Consider the following 18,394-nt stretch of genomic DNA (forward strand, 5'->3'; position numbering starts at 1 on the left):
GAAAATAAGCTTTCCAACGCCTGCTGGAAAGCTTATGGATTATATTTATTTTCTCATTTTGAGTAAGCGAAGACTGTTTAAAATAACAAGTAGCGCTGCTCCTGTATCGCTTAAAACGGCAATCCACAGAGTAAGCCACCCTGGGAAGATAAAGGCTAAGGCAATGACTTTAACAATAATAGAAAACCAAATGTTTTGTTTGATGACAGCTAACGCTTTGCGGCTTAGCTTCATCGTATGAGGAAGCTTTTCTAAATTGTCTGCCATGAGAACAATATCAGCTGTTTCCATGGCCGTATCAGTACCAGCACCGCCCATTGCAATGCCAAGATCAGCAGTTGCGAGGGCAGGGGCGTCATTAATTCCATCTCCAACCATAGCCGTTTGATACCCTTCATGTTGAAGCTGCTGTATGGCTTTTACTTTGTCTTCAGGCAGCAAATCGGCGAAATAGCGGTCTACCCGCGACTCAGAGGCAATCATTTTAGCTGTTCCTTCGTTATCACCGGTTAACATCACAATTTGCTGCATTCCGTTTTGTTTGAGGCTTTCTAAAGCAGATACGGTTGTATGTCTGATGGTATCAGCTACGCTAATAATACCTAGAACACTTTTAGCTGTTCCGACAATAATAATCGTTTTACCTTCGTTTTGAAGCTTTTCAATATGAGACCAGCAGTGGGATAGAGGTGTTCCTAAATCTGAGAATAATTTTGCATTACCTGCGTAATAAACCGTTTCTTGAATTGTTGCCTGAACGCCTTTTCCTGTAAGGATTTTAAAATTTGATCCTTGTAAAGAATCGACTTTTTTCTCCGCTGCATAATCCACGATAGCACGGGCAATGGGATGATTCGAATAGTCTTCAAGCGTTTTTGTTATCGCTAAAAGCTGATTTTCTTCAGCAGCAAGGGAAACAACCTCTGAAACGGCTGGTTTACCTTCTGTTAGCGTTCCTGTTTTATCAAAAGCAATCGCATTGATTGCACCAGCTTTTTCTAAAAACGTCCCGCCTTTAATGAGCACCCCATTTTTCGCCGCGTTTCCAATCGCAGATACAATGGCGACAGGAGTAGAAATGACTAGCGCGCATGGGCAAGCCACAACTAATAATTCAAGCCCCTTGTAAAACCACTCACTCCATGCACCATCAAACAGGGGAGGGATGACCATAATGAATAAAGCTAAAATAAAGACGATAGGCGTGTAAATGGTTGCAAATTTATCAACAAATGCTTGAGTAGGCGCTTTTTTCTCCTGTGCTTCTTCCACTAAATGAATAATTTTAGAAATAGTCGTATCTTCGACTAGCTTTGTTACCTTAACTTCTAACGATCCGCTTTCGTTAATGGTGCCTGCATAAACAGCATCACCGATTATTTTATCAACTGGAATAGATTCACCTGTAATAGGAGCTTGGTTGATACTGGATTCGCCGTTTATAATTTCACCATCTAGCGGAATTCGGTCTCCTGGCTTTACGACAATCGTAGTGCCGATTGAAATATCTTCCGCTGCTTTTTTAATCAGCTGGCCGTTTTCTTTCACCCATGCTTCAGAAGGAGCTAAATCCATCAAACCTCGTATGGAGTTTCTTGTTTGTTCAATCGACCTTGTTTGTAGAGCAACACCTAAAGCAAATAGCCAAACGACCGTAGCACCTTCAAGCCACTCACCAATAACAGCTGCTCCAAGTGCTGCAACGGTCATTAAAACATTCATGTCTAAAGAACGGCTTTTAATTCCGTAATAAGCACTTTTAGCCGGTTTATATCCGCTAACAATCATGGCAATAGCGTAGAGTACAGTTGTCATATAAGAAGCAATTCCTGTATGAGAACCAATAAAACCTAATGCGATGAGAATACCCGAAAAAACAATCGGTCCATTTTGGCCTTTATGGTGCCGCGACTCAGCAGACTGCCTGCTGCTGGTTACTAAAGTAGCGGTATACCCAGCTTTAGATACTTCTTTAATAATGTCATCCGCTTCGTTATCGTGCTCAATTTGTGCTTTTCCCGTTGAAAAGTTAACGCGTACATCTTTGACAGCAGGAACTGTTTTTAAATGATTCACAATTGTGTTCGCACAAGCCGCGCAGTCCATTCCTTCAATCAAATACGTTTTCATTTTTTTATTTGATTGGATAGTCTCAATGTTAAACCCTAGTTTTTCTACTGAGCTTGGAATGAGTAACAGAGCTGACTCACTTGCTGCCGCTACCTGGAGCTTCCCTGTATTATAGTTGAGGGTTACATGTTGAATATCGTTTAATGTTTTTAAACTTTTTTCAATCGTCGCGGCGCAGGAAGGACAATCCATTCCATATACGCGGTATTCAGCCGTTTCTTCTATGTCACTGTCGCCTGATACTATATCGTGATCACTGCAGCAAGAATGCTGGCCTTTGTCGGTCGTTAACGCAATGGTATCTGAACAGCAGCTGTGACTGTGTTCATGACTCTTTGTGCCGCAGGAAGAAGGCTCTTCAGTAGATGCGGCTTCTGAAGAAGAGGAGCAGCAGGTCTTGCTTTCAATTTCTGGTGAAGAAGATCCGCTGCAGCAGCTTCCGGTATGCTGATGATTTTTTTTATCTTCGTGTTTCATTGTGTCCCACTCCCTATACGGTAAGAAAAACTTAAATGGTTACGTCTTCTTTTTTAGCAAACATGATATCAATTACTTGTTTAATATGTGCATCCCTTAAAGAATAAAAAGCTAACTTTCCTTCTTTGCGATAATTGGCAATTCCTATATTACGCAGCAGTCTTAAGTGATGAGAAGCAGTCGCAACTGTAGAGCCTACAATATTGGCTACGTCACATACACATAATTCCTCGCCTTTATACAGAGCCAAGACGATTTTAAGCCTCGTTTCATCTCCTAACGCTTTGAACAGGGCAGAAACACCTTGAACAGCTTCGGCATCGATAGCAGGCTTAATACGATTTACTTTTTCTTCATTAAAACAATAAATATCACAGCGGTCTTTTGGCATGATTTCCTCCTTCATTCAAACATTCAAATGATTGTTTGTTTATAATATATGTCAATTTTAAAAAATGTTCAAACATTTATTGATTATTCGGAATTTTTTTCTGAGCAAAACATAAATATAGAAAGTATGCCTATTAGTGTATGTACTCTGTACTAAATGGTGCGGGCGAAAAGAGAATGACTTTACATGCAGGCCAAAACAAAAAGCCACCCCTGTAGGTAGCCTTTTAATGATTTTAAAAATGATAGAAATAATGGAATATAGCTTAGACTTTGTTTACTTAATTAGCGTTTTAATCGGTTAAATAATAAATCTGCTGAATTATTTAACACCTTGTCCGACTCTTTTAATCGTTTGTCCGAGTTTTCTAAATAGGATTGAGCAGATAATACAACATCTAACGGATCCTTGACATTCTTCTTTTCGGTACATACTAAATGCCCTACACCATTTTTCCAATGAATCGTGCATTTAAAATTCACAAATGTATCATCGGTCGTTCTCAAACGCAAATGCCTGATGATGGGGTTAGGTGAGGAGTGCTGTGACAGCATCCACATTGCTTGTTTCCGGTCGTCTTTATGAATAATGCTCCACAGACTGGAGACTGAAGAAAAATAAGAATGTGCTTGACTAGAAAAATGAAGGATTTCACCTTCTTGATTTAATTGAAAGTAAGGAACGGGGATCCATTTAAGTATGTTACTTTCCATCATGCACCTCTCCCAACTTAAGTAATTCCTTTTACCATATCACAATTACCTAATATTTGTATGATTTTTATTATTTTCCCCATGCTTTTCCCCGTTTTAAGCTGTAAAAGCTAAAGAATTATTCAGTTTAAAACACTTGAAAAAAGAACATACGTTCGATAAACTAAAAATTAAAGGAGCGAATTCTATGCGACAGCTACTTCAAGAAAGCTACTCTTCAAAACGACCTGTTGAAATTATTTATATGGACGATAAAGGATGTTTGACACAGCGATTTATTATTGTGTATAAAATTTATCCTCAGAGCGTAAAAGCTTGGTGCTTACTAAGGAACGAGAAACGAACGTTTAAAATAGAGAATATCCTTTCATGCGGATTCAGCAATAAAAGGAAAAGCAGTTTTAGGCAGAAAGCTCACTCAATTTAAGAGGGGCTTTTTCATATCATTTCCTCTTATGGCGTGTGAGTTATTTTCATACACTATATCCACCAGAAAGGGGAATGAACATGACATTAAACCAAGGAAATAAAACTAAACACATCGCTAAAGGAAGAACGGAAAAAGATGATATGACAATGCAGGTTGAGAAAAAACAGCATGAAGCACAAAGTACCTCTTTGTCTCATAATAATTGTCGGGCAAACCTTGAAGGAGATTAATCTAAAAAAGGAAAGCTTTCGTTTCCGAAGCTTTCCTTTTTTGTGTATATCGCATTTTTAAGTTAACTCGTATTTTTCTGAGCCAATCACAATATAGTCTCTCGCTTGATAGATGAATTTTACCGATTTCTCACAAACTTCGTACGAATAATTTTCTAAAACATTGTTTTTTTGATTAATATATTGCATAAAAACGCTTTGAAAATAACCGTTCTCCACAAAAAGTTCCCCGGCTTTGCACAGCTTCTCATGTGCTTCTTCCAGCCATTTTGCAATTTGACTGTCGTTGTTAGCAAATGTAAGGATGTGTGCATAGTGACCTGATAAATCCGTCATATCCTCTTTATCCCGGTCAAAATAAAACACTTTTTCTTTTTTTGACTGCAGCCTTTGTTTATGCAAAGTGATATTTTTTAACAGTTCTTTTTCAACGTCTTCTTCGGGACTTATATAGATGGGGCAGGTGCCTGCTACCTCACCTTGATCTGTAAATAATACAACATAGTACAAATCAAACATCATATCTCTCCCTTCACGTGTTCATACTATCCTATCTCGCATCCTTCACTTTTAGAATCATTTTTCTGACGTTTGTGCAACATTGGTTCTAATGTATTACTCATAAGCGAACCTCAGTTTTAACGGGAAAGAAAAGGGGAAATGAAAATAAAAATTCTGCGTTTCTTCATTATAATAAGAAAAAACGATCTGTTTACTGGTATTTAAATCTTTTGAAAAATCAAAATAAATAATGATTGATTTCGTCACTTTATTGTGGTTTCATAATAAAGTGTAAAAAGACCATTTTTCTTTCAGAGAGAAATGAGATAGAGTGCTTCTGTGTTGATTCTTTCTTTTGAATATAGTATACATACAGGGGTATAGAAATTAATTGGGAGGAAAACATGGCGATACTATATATGAGCATAGGTATTTTACTTTTATTAATTTGTTACAGTTTTTATAAACGCTATGTGCCGGTGCAGGGAATAAAGAAAGTGACGACCGTCGACTGTGCTTCTACAACAATTTCGTATGTAGATGTTCGTCATTTTCATGAAATGAAACAAAACCCCTGTCAAAAAGCAATCCATATTCCGCTTCCTTATTTAGAGAGACAGCATGCAGAAATTCCATATAAAGAAGTGGTCGTAATTGTTCCTGACAGCATTTCCCGAAATTTAAGCATTCGGCAGCTCAAAAAGCATGGGTATCAGGTCAAGGGATACATGTGTGCGGAAAGATGTGTGTAATAAAAAGAACAGCAAATGACCTTTATGGGGTTTCCTTTTGGAAAGCTGTGATATATAAGCTGAAAGATACCTGTGTCAAAACGGGTATCTTTTTTTGTTATGAAGATGAGAAGGGGGGGCAGGGATCGGTTTCTTTTGGTTCAACAGCTACTGAGTCTTTTAGCGTATTTTTATGACAAAAGGTTTGAAAAATCCCTTTTGTGGTAAAAAAAAACGTAGTTCTCCTAGTGCATAGACAGAGGTTTAATAGGAAGTTATAATTTAGGCAATTACATAAAAGGGGAGTAAGCTAAGGAAGGTGAATAGATGTGCGAAAGATAAAGCGGTTGCTATTTCTGTTCATTTGTATAGCGGTTGTAATTGTTGCGTATGAGATGATTCGATATCCGATTGAAAACAATGCTGCAAGTGTGCAGCAGCATTTGCGAAATTGGGAGCATAAAGAAAGTATTGATGGTTCTGCAAGGATTACGCTGCAAGATTTTAAACGGGTTGATCACTCTAATACATACATAGCCTTGTTCTCCATACCTGGTGATAAAGAAGGAATGGCCGTATTGAAGCAAGGATGGAACAAACGCCTGCGTATTGAAGTCAGTACCAAAATGAGCAATTTAGTGGATTATGATGATATCCATACAAATAAAGGGACATATGCGCTGTTTACAGGAACAAATAGAAGTAAACAAATTGAGCGAGTAAAGGCGGCTTTGGTGCACGATACATATACAATTGATGCCGCGGTTCCAAAAAGTGATTATTTTGTGCTGTATGAAAAGATACCGAGTCATATTAAACATCCGTTTCCAGCAACGACAACGCTGCTAGATAAAGCAGGGGATGATATCACGGTTAAAGAATTTATGGATCAAGAGCTGCGTGAATAACACGCAGCTTTTTTCTATAATAAAAAGCTTTTTAAAAAAATTCACGTTTTGTTCATATTTTCGAAAGAAAGAATTTTAAGCAAAAAAATCAAATATTTGCTACAAAGTAAAAGGGAATTAACGGGCAAAATAAGTTTCATACAAGGCGTCACATTTTCTTTGAAAATTTGTCACAAAATATTCAATTATGTCGATGTGTATTGATATATCAATGTTGAAGCAAACATACAAAGCTAATTTTGCAGTTATTCCTAAAGAAATAGTTAAGAAATGGGAGCTAGATCCTTTTATTTACATTTATTCATACCAAATTATGTGATAGAATATCGCAAGGTTGAAGCACTCTAACCCCATTGGTACAGTCACTATATTAGAATATTTTTAATATAAAAAAATAAAGCAAAAGGGACGAAAAAAATGTCATTTTGTATTACAATAGTAGTGGCCTACAAATAAGGGGGAAGAGAGTCTGTATAAAAATGTCGTTATCTAGCGAAAGATAGCGCATTTTGAATGTTCATCAATATAGGCTTCGCATCATGTGTTGTTAGAAAGGAGAGTTTTAAGTGAAACCAAAAAAAGGATTTTGGAAGCTAGTAGGTTTACTATCTGCGCTTTCACTAGTATTTTTGAGCGGTTGTTCAAAGCTTGCTGTATTGAACCCGCAAGGTCCTGTTGCAAAAACGCAATCTGATTTAATCATTTGGTCTATGTGGATGATGTTGATCGTGGTTGTTGTCGTATTTGCTATTTTTATATTTGTTCTTGTCAAATATCGTGAAAAACCTGAAAACATGGACTATGAGCCACCTGAGCAAGAAGGTAACTTAAAGATGGAGGTTATTTGGACAGCATTCCCAATCATCATCTTAATTCTATTAGCAGTGCCAACTGTTAAAGCGATCTATTCTGCAGAAGAAGTACCGGCAGAATCAAAGGATAAAGATCCAATCGTGATTCACGTTACATCTGCAAACTGGAAATGGATTTTCAGTTATCCGGAACAAAATATCGAGACGGTTAACTACGTAAACATTCCAGCGGATACGCCAGTGAAATTTGAGTTAACAGCTCAAGGGCCTATGAACTCATTCTGGGTACCAGAACTTGGCGGACAAAAATATTCGATGAACAACATGTCAATGCCATTATACTTAGAAGCTGATAAGCCTGGTTCTTATATGGGACGTAGTGCTAACTTCTCTGGTGAACATTTCACTCAAATGCAGTTCGAAGTTCAAGCTCAAACGGACAAAGACTTCAAAGAGTGGGTTAGCGACGTAAAAGGCACAGCTGGTAAACTGACTGAAAAGAAATATGATCAAATCCTAAGCCCAGGCGTTGTTGGTCGTCAAACTTACAACGGTACACATTTAAAATGGATTGACCATGCAAAAGATGTATACATTCCTGGCAAAGAGCTAGAACGTGGTACAGGACATGATCACAGCAAGATGAAAGAAGACGAAAAAACGAGTAATGAAGAAATGGAAAACATGGATCACTCAAATCATGAATAACATTCATTTATTACACTAAATAACGTAATGATTGGGGGAAGACATAATGAAGCTAGATGAATTTTTCGTCACTGGCGAACCTATGATTTACGCTGCTGATGCAGCAATCGCTATGACGGTCATCGGTATCGTTTTTGTCTTAACATATTTCAAGAAATGGAAATGGTTATGGACAGAATGGTTAACAACAGTTGACCATAAAAGACTCGGTGTCATGTACATCCTTTCAGCTGTATTAATGCTTTTCCGCGGCGGAATCGATGGAATCATGATGCGTATGCAGCTTGCATTCCCGGGTATGAACATTTTAGATGAACATCACTACAACGGAGTCTTCACGGCTCACGGTGTTATCATGATCTTATTCATGGCAATGCCATTTATTATCGGACTAATGAACGTAATCGTTCCATTACAAATTGGTGCGCGTGACGTAGCATATCCGTTCTTAAACGCAATTAGTTTCTGGACATTCTTTATGGGAGCAATGCTATTTAACCTTTCTTTCGTAATCGGAGGAGCTCCTGATGCAGGTTGGACAAGTTACTTCCCGCTTGCAGGTAAAGAATTCAGTGAGGGCATCGGAAATAACTTCTATGCCGTTTCACTACAGATTGCTGGTGCTGGTACATTAATGACTGGTATCAACTTCTTTGTAACAATTTTAAAAATGCGTGCTCCTGGCATGACAATGATGAAAATGCCAATGTTTACTTGGTCAATCTTCATCACATCAATTATTATCATTTTCGCGTTCCCTGTATTAACAGTAGCGCTTGCACTTATGACACTTGACCGTGTATTCGGAACAGCCTTCTTTACAATGGCTAACGGCGGTCTTCCAATGATGTGGGCTAACTTATTCTGGATTTGGGGTCACCCTGAAGTATATATCGTTATTTTACCGGTATTCGGTGTCTTCTCAGAAGTTATCAGTACACATTCTCGTAAGAACTTATTCGGTTATAAAGCAATGGTTGTATCAATGGTCGGTATCGCATTCTTAAGTTACCTTGTATGGGTGCATCACTTCTTTACAATGGGTAACTCACCGTCAGTTAACTCGTTCTTCTCAATCACAACGATGTTAATTGCCGTACCAACCGGAGTTAAAATCTTTAACTGGCTCTTTACAATGTATAAAGGCCGTATCAAATTTACGACTGCGATGCTTTGGTCATTAGCGTTTATTCCAAACTTCGTAATCGGTGGGGTAACAGGGGTTATGCTTGCGATGGCATCAGCCGATTATCAATATCATAACAGTTACTTCCTAATCGCTCACTTCCACTATGTATTAATCTCTGGTACAGTGTTTGGCTGTTTCGCAGGTTTATACTTCTGGTATCCAAAAATTTTCGGTCACACGTTGAACGAAAAATTAGGAAAAATTTCATTCTGGATTTTTGTTGTTGGATTTAACGTATGTTTCTTCCCACAATTCTTCCTAGGTTTAGACGGTATGACTCGTCGTATGCAAACTTATGCAGACAACCTTGGCTGGAACGGATTAAACTTAGTTTCAACAATCGGTGCATTCTTAATGGGTCTTGGTTTCTTTGTATTAGTAATCAACTTATTATACAGTGCATGGAAAAACAAACGCGACACTGCAAACGATCCTTGGGATGGTCGTACACTTGAGTGGTGGACTAAATCACCAGTTCAAGCTTACAACTTTGCAGTAATTCCTCATGTGAAAGAAATGGATGCATTCTGGCACATGAAAAAACGTAATGAAACAGAAATTAAAGCAGAAGACTTAAAACCAATTCACTTACCAAGCAATTCTGGTGTGCCGTTTATCTCAGGTATTTTCTGGTTTATCGGTGGATTTGGCTTAGTATTTGAATGGATTCCAATGGCAATCGTTGGATTAGCAGGTATTTTTGCTTGTATGCTTGCTCGTTCATTTGATTATGATCCGGGCTTCTATGTAAAAGTAGATGAAATCAAGAAGGTTGAAGGAATTACAGGGGGTGACAAATAATGGCAGGACATTTAGATAAATCATTGCCGTTAGAATACCAAGAAGAACAAAGTCGCCTGAATATCCTTGGATTCTGGATTTTCTTAGGTGCCGAGATCGCGTTGTTCTCTACGCTGTTCGTAACGTACTTAACGTACCATACGCGTACAGCGGGTGGCCCTACTGCAGAAGAACTGTTCGTTGTTAAAGATTTTATGATCGAAACGCTGTTACTACTATTCAGTAGTTTCACGATGGGAATTGCCATCTTTAAAATGCGTAATAATGATTTAAAAGGACTTTTAGTTTGGTTCGTTATTACGCTTGTCCTTGGTGGAGGATTCCTTTTCTACGAAATTCGTGAGTTTTACATGTACGCAGTTCACGAAGGTGCAACAATGCAAACAAGTGCCTTCTTATCAGGGTTCTTTACACTACTTGGAACGCACGGTCTTCACGTAACAGTCGGTGTATTCTGGGCAATCAGTATTATTATTCAATTAGTAAGACGAGGATTAACACCAGTTACTGCTCGTAAAGTATTTATTATCGGTTTATACTGGCATTTCCTTGATGTTGTATGGATCTTCATCTTCACGCTTGTATACTTGAACGGATTGGTGGGATAAGACATGGAAAATAAACAAGGCCAAAAAGCAGGTTTTCCGCTTAGTCATGTATTTGGGCTTATCCTTTCACTAGCCTTAACATTCGCAGCGCTTGGTTTAGTAGTGCTAGCTGATCTATCAAGAAGCATTACGATGACTCTTATCATGATCCTAGCGTTATTACAAGCAGCAATGCAGCTAGTAATGTTCATGCACATGACTGAAAGTGAAAATGGTAAAGTACAGGTTGCAAACATTCTTTACAGTTTCTTTATTGCACTTTGTATCGTTGTTGGTACACTGTGGATTCTTGCAGCTCACTTTAACCATTAAAAATAAAACCACTTACTTCGGTAAGTGGTTTATTTTTTTTCATTCAGTTTATATTTCAACGTTTGATATTCTCCCGTGGGAACTTTTTTTACTACTTTTCCTTTATCATCTCTATAAACATTTACTTGTTCGTACACTTCAATTCGGTATCCGCCTCTTTTTTCTGTTTTAACATGAACTTCTTTGACCGACATGTTTAATTGTTCCGCCTCGCCTTCATCTGCAGAGGTTTCAACAGCTCCTCCATCAAGTGAAAGGTGAGATAAGCTGTCAAACGACTGCTGGGAATTGTTATCAACATAGCTTGTCACGACTAAAATGCCGGCAAAAAACAATACTAAAAAAAGCGTGCGGACTTTCATCTTCATCTTAAAACACCCCCGTAAACTGACAAACCAGCACGACTGCACCTAATATCCAAACGTAAATTGCAAACGTTTTTAATGAATGATGCTTTAAATAATTGATCATCCATTTTACCGCTACATAACCAAATAAAGCAGATGAAAGGGTGGCGACGAATAAAAAGAAAATGGAAAGCTGCTCGACTTCACCTGTGACTACATCTTTTAACTGAAGTAACACCGCTCCGCAAATAGCGGGAGTCGACAATAAAAATGAAAAGTAAGCGGCTGTTTCACGGTCTAATTTTCGCATTAACGCAGCTGCCATCGTTAAGCCCGATCGAGATACAGCAGGGAATATCGCAGCTGCTTGAAACGAGCCGATAAAAAACGCATCTCCGTATGAAATATGATCCATTTTTTTATAGCCATTTTTTACGGAATCACCAAACCATAACAGCAGTCCCGTCGCAAGAAATTCCCAGCCAATCGTTAAGCCAGATTTAGAAATACTGTCAAAATAGTCTTTGAACAAAAGACCAATCGCAACTGCAGGGATGGTTCCTATCACTAAAAGCCCTGTAAGCTTGCTAAAGGGATGACGAATAATATGCCATAGCTCACGCTTATAAAAGACAAACACAGCAAGCAAAGTGCCCATATGCAGCATCGTATCTAAATACAGTCCTGCATCGTCTAAGCCAAATAAGTGGCGTCCTAAATACAAATGCCCCGTGCTGCTTATCGGTAAAAACTCTGTAAGCCCTTGAATGATTCCCAAAATAAATGCTTCAAACCACGACATCTTATCACCTCATACAGCGTGTCCTTATTAGTAGTGTATAGAGGAAGTTCTGAGAACATGACAAAAACATGGAAGTATAGGCATTCATTTAGTGAAATAAATACATAAAAATAGGTCATAGTATAAGAAGAGACGACCATTCTTATCTCCATCTCATCCACAATGAATGGAAAGAGGTGCTAAAAATGATACGAAAATGGGTTGCTGTATGCGTCGTATTCGCTGCTTTTATTTTTCCGCAGGCAGTAAGTGCTGAACAGCCAAAAGTAGAGATATTTCAAATTGAAACGGGCAGAGTCGTTCGTTCAACGCTCAAACCCCCAAGTGTTCAAAAAGAAGCCGAAAAAAGTATTGCGTCCATTACTGGTTTATATAAAAAGGCAAGTCCGCTTCCTAAAAAAGGCTATCTTGTTAAAGTACCTCTTGATCCAGCCGTAAAAATTGAAAATAGTGCGGTCAACACGCTGGCAAGTGAAGTTATTTTTGTTCTTGAGCCGAATCAAAAGCCAATCATGATGGTATTTGACAATGAAAATAGAACCTATTTTTTTGAATTCACTCATGATTTAACTCTTCTCAGAAAAGCATTACAGCTATAAGTCATCGAAATGATGGCTTTTTTTTACATAGACAGTTGACAGTTTATTGTGATAAATGTAATATATTTAGAAAAGTCAGAAATAATAAGGGGGAGAATTATGTGATAGCTCTACGACCGTTCTCCAAAAAAGACTTTAAACAGCTAATGGATTGGATTCCCTCCGAGTCATTTATGGTGCAATGGAGCGGCTCTAGCTTTTCTTTTCCGCTTACTCCTAGACAGTTAAAACACTACATTCGATATGCAAATGAAGATGGTGCTTCTACCTATGCTTTTTCCGTCATAGATGAAAATGAACAGCTTATTGGGCATATTTCTCTTGCTCATATTGATTATTATCATAAAACAGGAAGAATTGGCCGAGTGCTGCTTGGTGAAAAGTATAGAGGAAAAGGGCTTTGCTCGCACATGTTTGAAAAAGTGTTAGCTTTCGGTTTTGAAGAACTGGGTCTTCACCGAATTTCGCTCGGCGTCTTTGATTTTAACGAGCGGGCGATTCAGTCCTATGAACGAATTGGCTTTACACGCGAAGGCCTTCTTCGAGATGTCCGGCTTGTAGATGGACAGTACTGGAGCTTAATTGAAATGAGTATGTTAGAAAGTGAATGGGCACAGCGTGATGTGCATCAAAAATCAAGCTAAAATCTACTAGTGAAAAGCCAGCTTCTCAACAAGCAGGCTTTTTTGACGTGTGCTTAAATTTCTCTAAAAAGGTATAAATTTTCATTCATTAAGGCATATAGAGAGTAAGTGATGTGTAAAGGAGACCGTATGAATGAAAAAATACAAAATAGGGATCTTAGCGGCATGTATTTTGCTTTTAGGAACCGCTGGATTTGGAATTGCCTATCAACAGCAAACATCTGCTAAAGAGCAGTCTCACTCGTTTAATGTACTGGTGATGGGCGTAGATGAAAGGCCGGGAGATACAGGCCGCTCAGATGTATTAATGGTGGTCAACTTAGATACGAGCCACAATAAAGCAAAAGTTATGCCGATCCCTAGAGATACACGCGTGCACATTGATGGAAAAGGAACGGATGAGAAAATTAATCATGCTTATCGATACGGAGGGATTCCTTTAACCGTGCGCACGGTTGAGAAATTCTTAGATATCGATGTCGATTATTATGTGAAAGTAAATATGGAAGGCTTTAAAGATGTAGTAGATGAACTTGGCGGAGTGAACGTTAAGAACCCGTTTCCTTTTGTGTTTGATTCATTTATCTTTCCTGAAGGAGAAAATGCGTTGAACGGCGAAAAAGCTCTTGCTTATGTTAGGATGAGACACGAAGATCCAAAAGGAGATTTAGGAAGAAATAATCGCCAGCGCCAAGTAGTGGAAGCTCTATTAGATAAAGGAATGAACATGTCAACGGTGAAAAACATTCCAAGTCTCCTCACGCTTGTAAAAAAGCATATTCGAACGAATATTGATATCAGCGATGCATTTACGATGTATAACATCATTAAGAATGGCCGGCCTGATTTCGAAACGGTAACGGTAAAAGGAGAAGGGCAAATGGTAGATGGTACATGGTATTATGTTGTCAAACCATCTGAAAAAAAACAGCTGAGCGCTATGTTTCAACAAACCAATGAATAAAAAAGAGGGCTGAAGAAATTCAGCCCTCTTTTTATTCACCAATTTCTTCTTGACGCTGCAAGCAGGAAATTTGTTTTTTCTCTGGATGGACACCAAATGTATAGCCCCACGTTTGCAATTTATCTAGAATGATTTCGTCTTTTTTAAAGCCAAAGATCATCACTACATCTTGGTTTTCATCTAAAAGCAAATACTTTTCATCTTTGCGCCACATCGTTAAGTTTGACGCGTAGAAAAGATTCCAGCCGTTATTCATGCGATGACCGGTTGCTTGGTTTTTATAGTTGACAATCATATTTCTTCCTCCATTAGTGAATCTTTCTAAAAGTAAAACTTCAAAGAATATTATAAACGTTCTATTCCTAGAAATCTATTATTTATCCTGTTGAGGGGAACTCGCCGTGATGTTTATAAAATACATGTGATAAAAGATTTAGTATATAAGGATATATTTGTATAAAACGAGAGTCGATAAGTAAGAAAACGGAGAAAAGGAGGGTCTAAAAGCGTATATAATTGAAAAAAATATAAGTTATCTAGCTTTAAAGACTTAAAAACACGCTTTTCAGACCATGGACATGCTTTTTCAAATTTCTACCTACAAGAAAGAAGGCAGAGGTGCGAAATGTGTAGGTGAATCTAAATGAGTTTACGGTAAACATGAGGCCCCAAAACGTGGTACATGCTAGAAAAGGGGGAAATTCAACGATGTCAAAAAAAGCGCTATGGATTAAAAATGCTTCGCAAGTTGTAACGGCCAAAGAAAATAAAGGTCCTTTAGCTGGAAAAGAAATGAGGAACTTGACGGTGATTGAAAATGGCTCAGTCTGGATAGAAGGAGATCAAATTGTGACCGTAGGTACAACAAAAGAGCTAGAACAAAAATATGAAAGGGAAAGAAATGACGCAACGATTATTGATGCTTCTCATAAAATTGTGACTCCGGGTCTGATTGATCCCCATACACACGCCGTGTACGCTGGCTCGCGTGAAGAAGAATTTTATAGGCGGTTTGAAAGGCCAACTTCTTACTTGGATTTATTAGAAGAAGGTGGAGGTATTCACTCCACTGTCGTTCAAACACAGGAAGAGTATGCGTACCGGATTTATCAGCAGAGTTATGAGCGTCTTACGTCTTTTCTAGCTCATGGAGTCACAACTATAGAAGTGAAAAGCGGGTATGGCTTAGAACTAGAAACAGAACTAAAGCAGCTGCAAATCGCTAAAATGCTGAATGATACGCACGCAGTTGATGTAGTAAGTACCTTTTTAGGCGCACACGTCGTACCTCTTGTATATAAAAAAGATACGCAGAAATACGTCAATTTACTTATTCACGAAATGATTCCTCAAATTTCTTCTTATAACCTTGCAGCATTTAATGATGCTGTATGTCTTCCAAATGCTTTTTCATTCAAACAATGTCAAGAAATACTCGAAGCCGGGAAAAGATATGGCATGCTTCCTAAAATACATGCCGACCCCTTTGAATACTGCAGAGGAGCGGAGCTCGCAGCAGAGGTAGGAGCGATATCAGCAGATTATCTTTTGTATGCTTCTGATGAAGGATTAAAGAAACTGGCTGAAAAACGGATCGTAGCCACACTTTTACCCGGGAATTCCTTATTTGTTGGAATGAAATGGCCAGATGCTAGAAAAATGATCGATTTAGGAGTTCCGGTTACTCTTTCTACAGACTGCAATCCAGGTTCATCTCCAACGACTTCACAGCAATTTGTGATGAACCTGGCATGTATGAATATGAACATGAGTCCTGAAGAAGTGCTTGTAGCCACAACTCTTAACGCAGCTCATGCTATTAATCAAGGAGATAAGATTGGGAGTATTGAAGCCGGAAAACAGGCTGACCTAGCGATTTTTAATGTCTCTAGTTATCGAACCCTTCAATATCAGTATGGCTTAAATCATATTGACTGCGTAGTAAAAAAAGGAGAAGTAGTTGTAGAAAACGGAAAAGTTTTGTAAAACAAGTTTATAGAAAAAGAGAAAAGGGTAAAGAATAGAGAATTTGTCACACATGCAAAGGCAGGGAATTTAGATATGATTACAAAACAAAATGTTATTCCATTACTAAAAGAAGCTTGCCCATCTTTTGAGCCAAGCGAAGAAGTGGACCTCAACGATAAAGACGAGCTGCAGCATGAATTAAGCCGTGTTGCGGGTCATTTAATCTCTCTTGAATATAACGGCCAGCTCCAGCGTGAACCGGACGTATTTGAAGCGATTGAACAGCTGTATATAGAAGGTGAAGCTGATGTGAAAGAAGCTGTTACAACGGGACTCTTTCAAGCAATGCATGAAATGATTATAGATCAGCAAATTAGCCCAGAAGAAATTGGAATGCTATTAAAACCTCACTCACTGAAGTGGTGGAAAACGATTGACCATTTTAGCGAAAACAGTGCTGAACAGTAAGGAAAAAGAACGTCATGGAAACATGATGTCCGTGACGTTCTTTTCTTTTACTGTTCTTTTTTCAGCTGTCTCTCTAAAATAAAAGGACCAAATGGAATAACCGACATAAGAAATGCAAATAAAGAGCGGCCGATTGACCATTTATGCGCGAATTTCACATGAACGACTGCAAGAGCGTACAGCACAAAAAGTGCACCGTGTGCTGCGCCTACAACTGATACAGCTTCGGGTATGCCTGCTGCATATTTTAGCGGCATAGCAATGCCAAGCAGCAGTAAAAATGAAATTCCTTCTAAAATTCCTACTAAACGCAGGCGACCGATTGGTGATGTAAGAACCATGTTTTCTCCTCCCGTAACGACGGAATAAATTTCTGTATCAATGACAAAAATGTACCATAGCGAGCTCTTCATATACAAGCATCATTTGTATCTGTCACAAAAAAGTCGGAAACGCTTTAATTTGCTTTATAGAAGTATTTTGTTTGAAAAACTGACCTACTCTTGTGATGCAAGGGATAAAAGAGCACACTACGTGTTGACAAGTTATTTTAATTATTTTATATGTATAGTATCGAAAACGTATGAGAGGATTTTTTACCATGACAAACCGAAAACAGCAGAGAGAGAAAATTTTAGATGCTGCTTTTGAAGTGTTCGGATCCAAAGGCTACTATGAAGCAAAAATGATTGATATTGCTAAACTAGCAGGTGTATCTAAAGGAACGCTTTACTTGTACTTTTCGTCTAAAGAGTCGCTTTATATCGCTGTGAACAATCGTTCGTTTGATGAGTTTTTGTATCATGCAAAGCGAAGAACGGATGAATGCCAAACATTTCATGAAAAGCTGTATTCAATTGCGAAGCATCACCTGCTCTTTTTTTACGAAACTAAAAAATATCCGGACTCTTTTTGGCAAGCCCCTCACCAAATGCCAGAAATGATGGGTCGCCTTCATCAATTTTTTGAGGATTATCACGGGCTTGTTGCTAAATTGATTGAAGAGCAGAAAATAAAAAATGCTTTCTTACACTCAAAAGCGTTTTGCAGCATGTTAAATGGGTATAAGATGGATATCGTTTCCGACGATGATATAACAGAAGAAGATATCATGAACTATGCGGAGTTCATTGTGAACTTATACATTGAAGGCTGCTATTTTGAGACCCAAAAATGACTCGTCGGTACTGGTTGATAATGGAGGGATATGATGAATACCAGCAGCACAGTAATTAATTTTTCATATTTTCAAGAACAAACCGTTACCAAGGTTAACACAGACAATACCCTGCCGTTTTCTCTTGGATTTAGTAAAGGTGGACTTGTGGCAGAATGTCCATGGAGACTAAAAAACAAACGCAGCATCTTGCTTGGTCAAGCGGACTGGAAATCGCTACATTCTGCCGAGCAGCGTCAGCAAGTCGAAGCACTGCTGCTTGGCCAGCACATTATCTCTATACAGTGGTATGAAGATATCGGTATACTTCGAATTACATTTTCTAATGGGTATGCGCTAGATATGTTTCACGACAGCTCTTTTTTTGAAGGTTGGGATTTATATGGTCAAGACGGCTTTTCTTTTATCTCGCTGCCAGGGGGAGCGTGCGACCATCAAATTTCAGTTTGTATAGACAGTTCATCAGCACATGAAAGGAGGTGAG

22 protein-coding genes are annotated in these 18,394 nt (G+C 38.4%); 14 read left to right on the forward strand and 8 right to left on the reverse strand.

The genetic code is table 11. The features are described 5' to 3' along the window. Window positions 1-45 precede the first annotated feature (45 nt). The 3 genes from AC4NPH_RS19975 to AC4NPH_RS19985 form a co-directional block, all read right to left on the reverse strand. On the reverse strand, window positions 46-2,607 hold the full coding sequence (locus tag AC4NPH_RS19975) for a heavy metal translocating P-type ATPase (protein ID WP_055992109.1): 2,562 nt from the start codon (window positions 2,605-2,607) through the stop codon (window positions 46-48). 31 nt (window positions 2,608-2,638) lie between these two features. Beyond that, window positions 2,639-2,998: an ArsR/SmtB family transcription factor gene (locus tag AC4NPH_RS19980; protein ID WP_013057833.1), complete on the reverse strand. Its 360-nt coding sequence runs from the start codon at window positions 2,996-2,998 to the stop codon at window positions 2,639-2,641. A 284-nt stretch (window positions 2,999-3,282) separates the two neighbouring features. Further along, window positions 3,283-3,714, reverse strand: coding sequence for a PAS domain-containing protein (locus tag AC4NPH_RS19985; RefSeq protein WP_013057832.1), 432 nt, complete (start codon window positions 3,712-3,714; stop codon window positions 3,283-3,285). A gap of 504 nt (window positions 3,715-4,218) precedes the next feature. Between AC4NPH_RS19985 and AC4NPH_RS19990 the strand changes: the two genes are divergently transcribed. Next, the gene (locus AC4NPH_RS19990; RefSeq protein ID WP_176519016.1) at window positions 4,219-4,371 is read left to right on the forward strand and encodes a hypothetical protein; all 153 of its coding nucleotides are present in this window, start codon (window positions 4,219-4,221) and stop codon (window positions 4,369-4,371) included. Between the two features lie 57 nt (window positions 4,372-4,428). Here AC4NPH_RS19990 and AC4NPH_RS19995 read toward each other — a convergent pair whose 3' ends face one another. After that, on the reverse strand, window positions 4,429-4,893 hold the full coding sequence (locus AC4NPH_RS19995; RefSeq protein WP_231101752.1) for a hypothetical protein: 465 nt from the start codon (window positions 4,891-4,893) through the stop codon (window positions 4,429-4,431). A 383-nt stretch (window positions 4,894-5,276) separates the two neighbouring features. On the opposite strand from AC4NPH_RS19995, the gene AC4NPH_RS20000 reads away from it, so the two are divergent. From AC4NPH_RS20000 to qoxD, 6 genes are all read left to right on the forward strand, one after another. Beyond that, window positions 5,277-5,624, forward strand: a complete 348-nt coding sequence (locus AC4NPH_RS20000) for a rhodanese-like domain-containing protein (protein ID WP_013057829.1) — start codon at window positions 5,277-5,279, stop codon at window positions 5,622-5,624. 308 nt (window positions 5,625-5,932) lie between these two features. Next, entirely contained in the window at window positions 5,933-6,511 is a 579-nt protein-coding gene (locus AC4NPH_RS20005) for a hypothetical protein (RefSeq protein ID WP_013057828.1), read from the forward strand. 566 nt (window positions 6,512-7,077) lie between these two features. After that, window positions 7,078-8,031 (forward strand): cytochrome aa3 quinol oxidase subunit II, encoded by a 954-nt coding sequence (gene qoxA / locus AC4NPH_RS20010; protein WP_013057827.1) that lies wholly within the window; start codon window positions 7,078-7,080, stop codon window positions 8,029-8,031. A gap of 46 nt (window positions 8,032-8,077) precedes the next feature. Next, window positions 8,078-10,021: a cytochrome aa3 quinol oxidase subunit I gene (qoxB, locus tag AC4NPH_RS20015; RefSeq protein ID WP_063672039.1), complete on the forward strand. Its 1,944-nt coding sequence runs from the start codon at window positions 8,078-8,080 to the stop codon at window positions 10,019-10,021. Continuing rightward, window positions 10,021-10,629 (forward strand): cytochrome aa3 quinol oxidase subunit III, encoded by a 609-nt coding sequence (gene qoxC, locus AC4NPH_RS20020; protein ID WP_013057825.1) that lies wholly within the window; start codon window positions 10,021-10,023, stop codon window positions 10,627-10,629. The genes qoxB and qoxC overlap by 1 nt, the downstream gene beginning before the upstream one ends. Before the next feature lie 3 nt (window positions 10,630-10,632). Continuing rightward, window positions 10,633-10,941, forward strand: coding sequence for a cytochrome aa3 quinol oxidase subunit IV (qoxD, locus tag AC4NPH_RS20025; protein ID WP_013057824.1), 309 nt, complete (start codon window positions 10,633-10,635; stop codon window positions 10,939-10,941). Window positions 10,942-10,970: 29 nt separating this feature from the next. Here the strand turns inward: qoxD and AC4NPH_RS20030 are convergent, their stop codons facing one another. Both AC4NPH_RS20030 and AC4NPH_RS20035 read right to left on the reverse strand, forming a co-directional pair. Further along, window positions 10,971-11,309 carry a hypothetical protein gene (locus tag AC4NPH_RS20030; RefSeq protein WP_013057823.1) on the reverse strand — a complete coding sequence of 113 codons (339 nt, stop codon included), beginning with the start codon at window positions 11,307-11,309 and terminating at the stop codon, window positions 10,971-10,973. Between the two features lies 1 nt (window position 11,310). Further along, window positions 11,311-12,090 (reverse strand): undecaprenyl-diphosphate phosphatase, encoded by a 780-nt coding sequence (locus tag AC4NPH_RS20035; protein ID WP_013057822.1) that lies wholly within the window; start codon window positions 12,088-12,090, stop codon window positions 11,311-11,313. Window positions 12,091-12,275: 185 nt separating this feature from the next. Between AC4NPH_RS20035 and AC4NPH_RS20040 the strand changes: the two genes are divergently transcribed. The 3 genes from AC4NPH_RS20040 (at window position 12,276) to AC4NPH_RS20050 (ending at window position 14,297) form a co-directional block, all read left to right on the forward strand. Then, entirely contained in the window at window positions 12,276-12,689 is a 414-nt protein-coding gene (locus AC4NPH_RS20040) for a hypothetical protein (protein WP_013057821.1), read from the forward strand. A 101-nt stretch (window positions 12,690-12,790) separates the two neighbouring features. After that, entirely contained in the window at window positions 12,791-13,333 is a 543-nt protein-coding gene (locus AC4NPH_RS20045; RefSeq protein ID WP_013057820.1) for a GNAT family N-acetyltransferase, read from the forward strand. A gap of 133 nt (window positions 13,334-13,466) precedes the next feature. Continuing rightward, complete coding sequence (locus AC4NPH_RS20050) at window positions 13,467-14,297, forward strand: LCP family protein (RefSeq protein ID WP_063672035.1); 831 nt, start codon at window positions 13,467-13,469, stop codon at window positions 14,295-14,297. 31 nt (window positions 14,298-14,328) lie between these two features. Here the strand turns inward: AC4NPH_RS20050 and AC4NPH_RS20055 are convergent, their stop codons facing one another. Further along, a complete protein-coding gene (locus AC4NPH_RS20055) occupies window positions 14,329-14,592 on the reverse strand; it encodes a hypothetical protein (protein WP_013057818.1) in 264 nt (87 codons plus the stop codon). A gap of 413 nt (window positions 14,593-15,005) precedes the next feature. Here AC4NPH_RS20055 and hutI point away from each other — a divergent pair, with 413 nt between their 5' ends. Together hutI and AC4NPH_RS20065 are read left to right on the forward strand one after the other, a co-directional pair. Continuing rightward, the gene (gene hutI / locus AC4NPH_RS20060) at window positions 15,006-16,283 is read left to right on the forward strand and encodes an imidazolonepropionase (protein WP_029322765.1); all 1,278 of its coding nucleotides are present in this window, start codon (window positions 15,006-15,008) and stop codon (window positions 16,281-16,283) included. Between the two features lie 75 nt (window positions 16,284-16,358). Beyond that, window positions 16,359-16,733, forward strand: coding sequence for a DUF7674 family protein (locus AC4NPH_RS20065; RefSeq protein WP_029322762.1), 375 nt, complete (start codon window positions 16,359-16,361; stop codon window positions 16,731-16,733). 47 nt (window positions 16,734-16,780) lie between these two features. Here AC4NPH_RS20065 and AC4NPH_RS20070 read toward each other — a convergent pair whose 3' ends face one another. Next, entirely contained in the window at window positions 16,781-17,074 is a 294-nt protein-coding gene (locus AC4NPH_RS20070) for a DUF3817 domain-containing protein (RefSeq protein ID WP_013083888.1), read from the reverse strand. A 260-nt stretch (window positions 17,075-17,334) separates the two neighbouring features. On the opposite strand from AC4NPH_RS20070, the gene AC4NPH_RS20075 reads away from it, so the two are divergent. Together AC4NPH_RS20075 and AC4NPH_RS20080 are read left to right on the forward strand one after the other, a co-directional pair. Then, window positions 17,335-17,910, forward strand: a complete 576-nt coding sequence (locus tag AC4NPH_RS20075; RefSeq protein WP_013057814.1) for a TetR/AcrR family transcriptional regulator — start codon at window positions 17,335-17,337, stop codon at window positions 17,908-17,910. Between the two features lie 33 nt (window positions 17,911-17,943). After that, window positions 17,944-18,393: a DUF6188 family protein gene (locus AC4NPH_RS20080; RefSeq protein WP_013057813.1), complete on the forward strand. Its 450-nt coding sequence runs from the start codon at window positions 17,944-17,946 to the stop codon at window positions 18,391-18,393. Window position 18,394: the final 1 nt, after the last annotated feature.

The sequence above is a fragment of the Priestia sp. MDV22-iso46 genome (assembly GCF_058629175.1).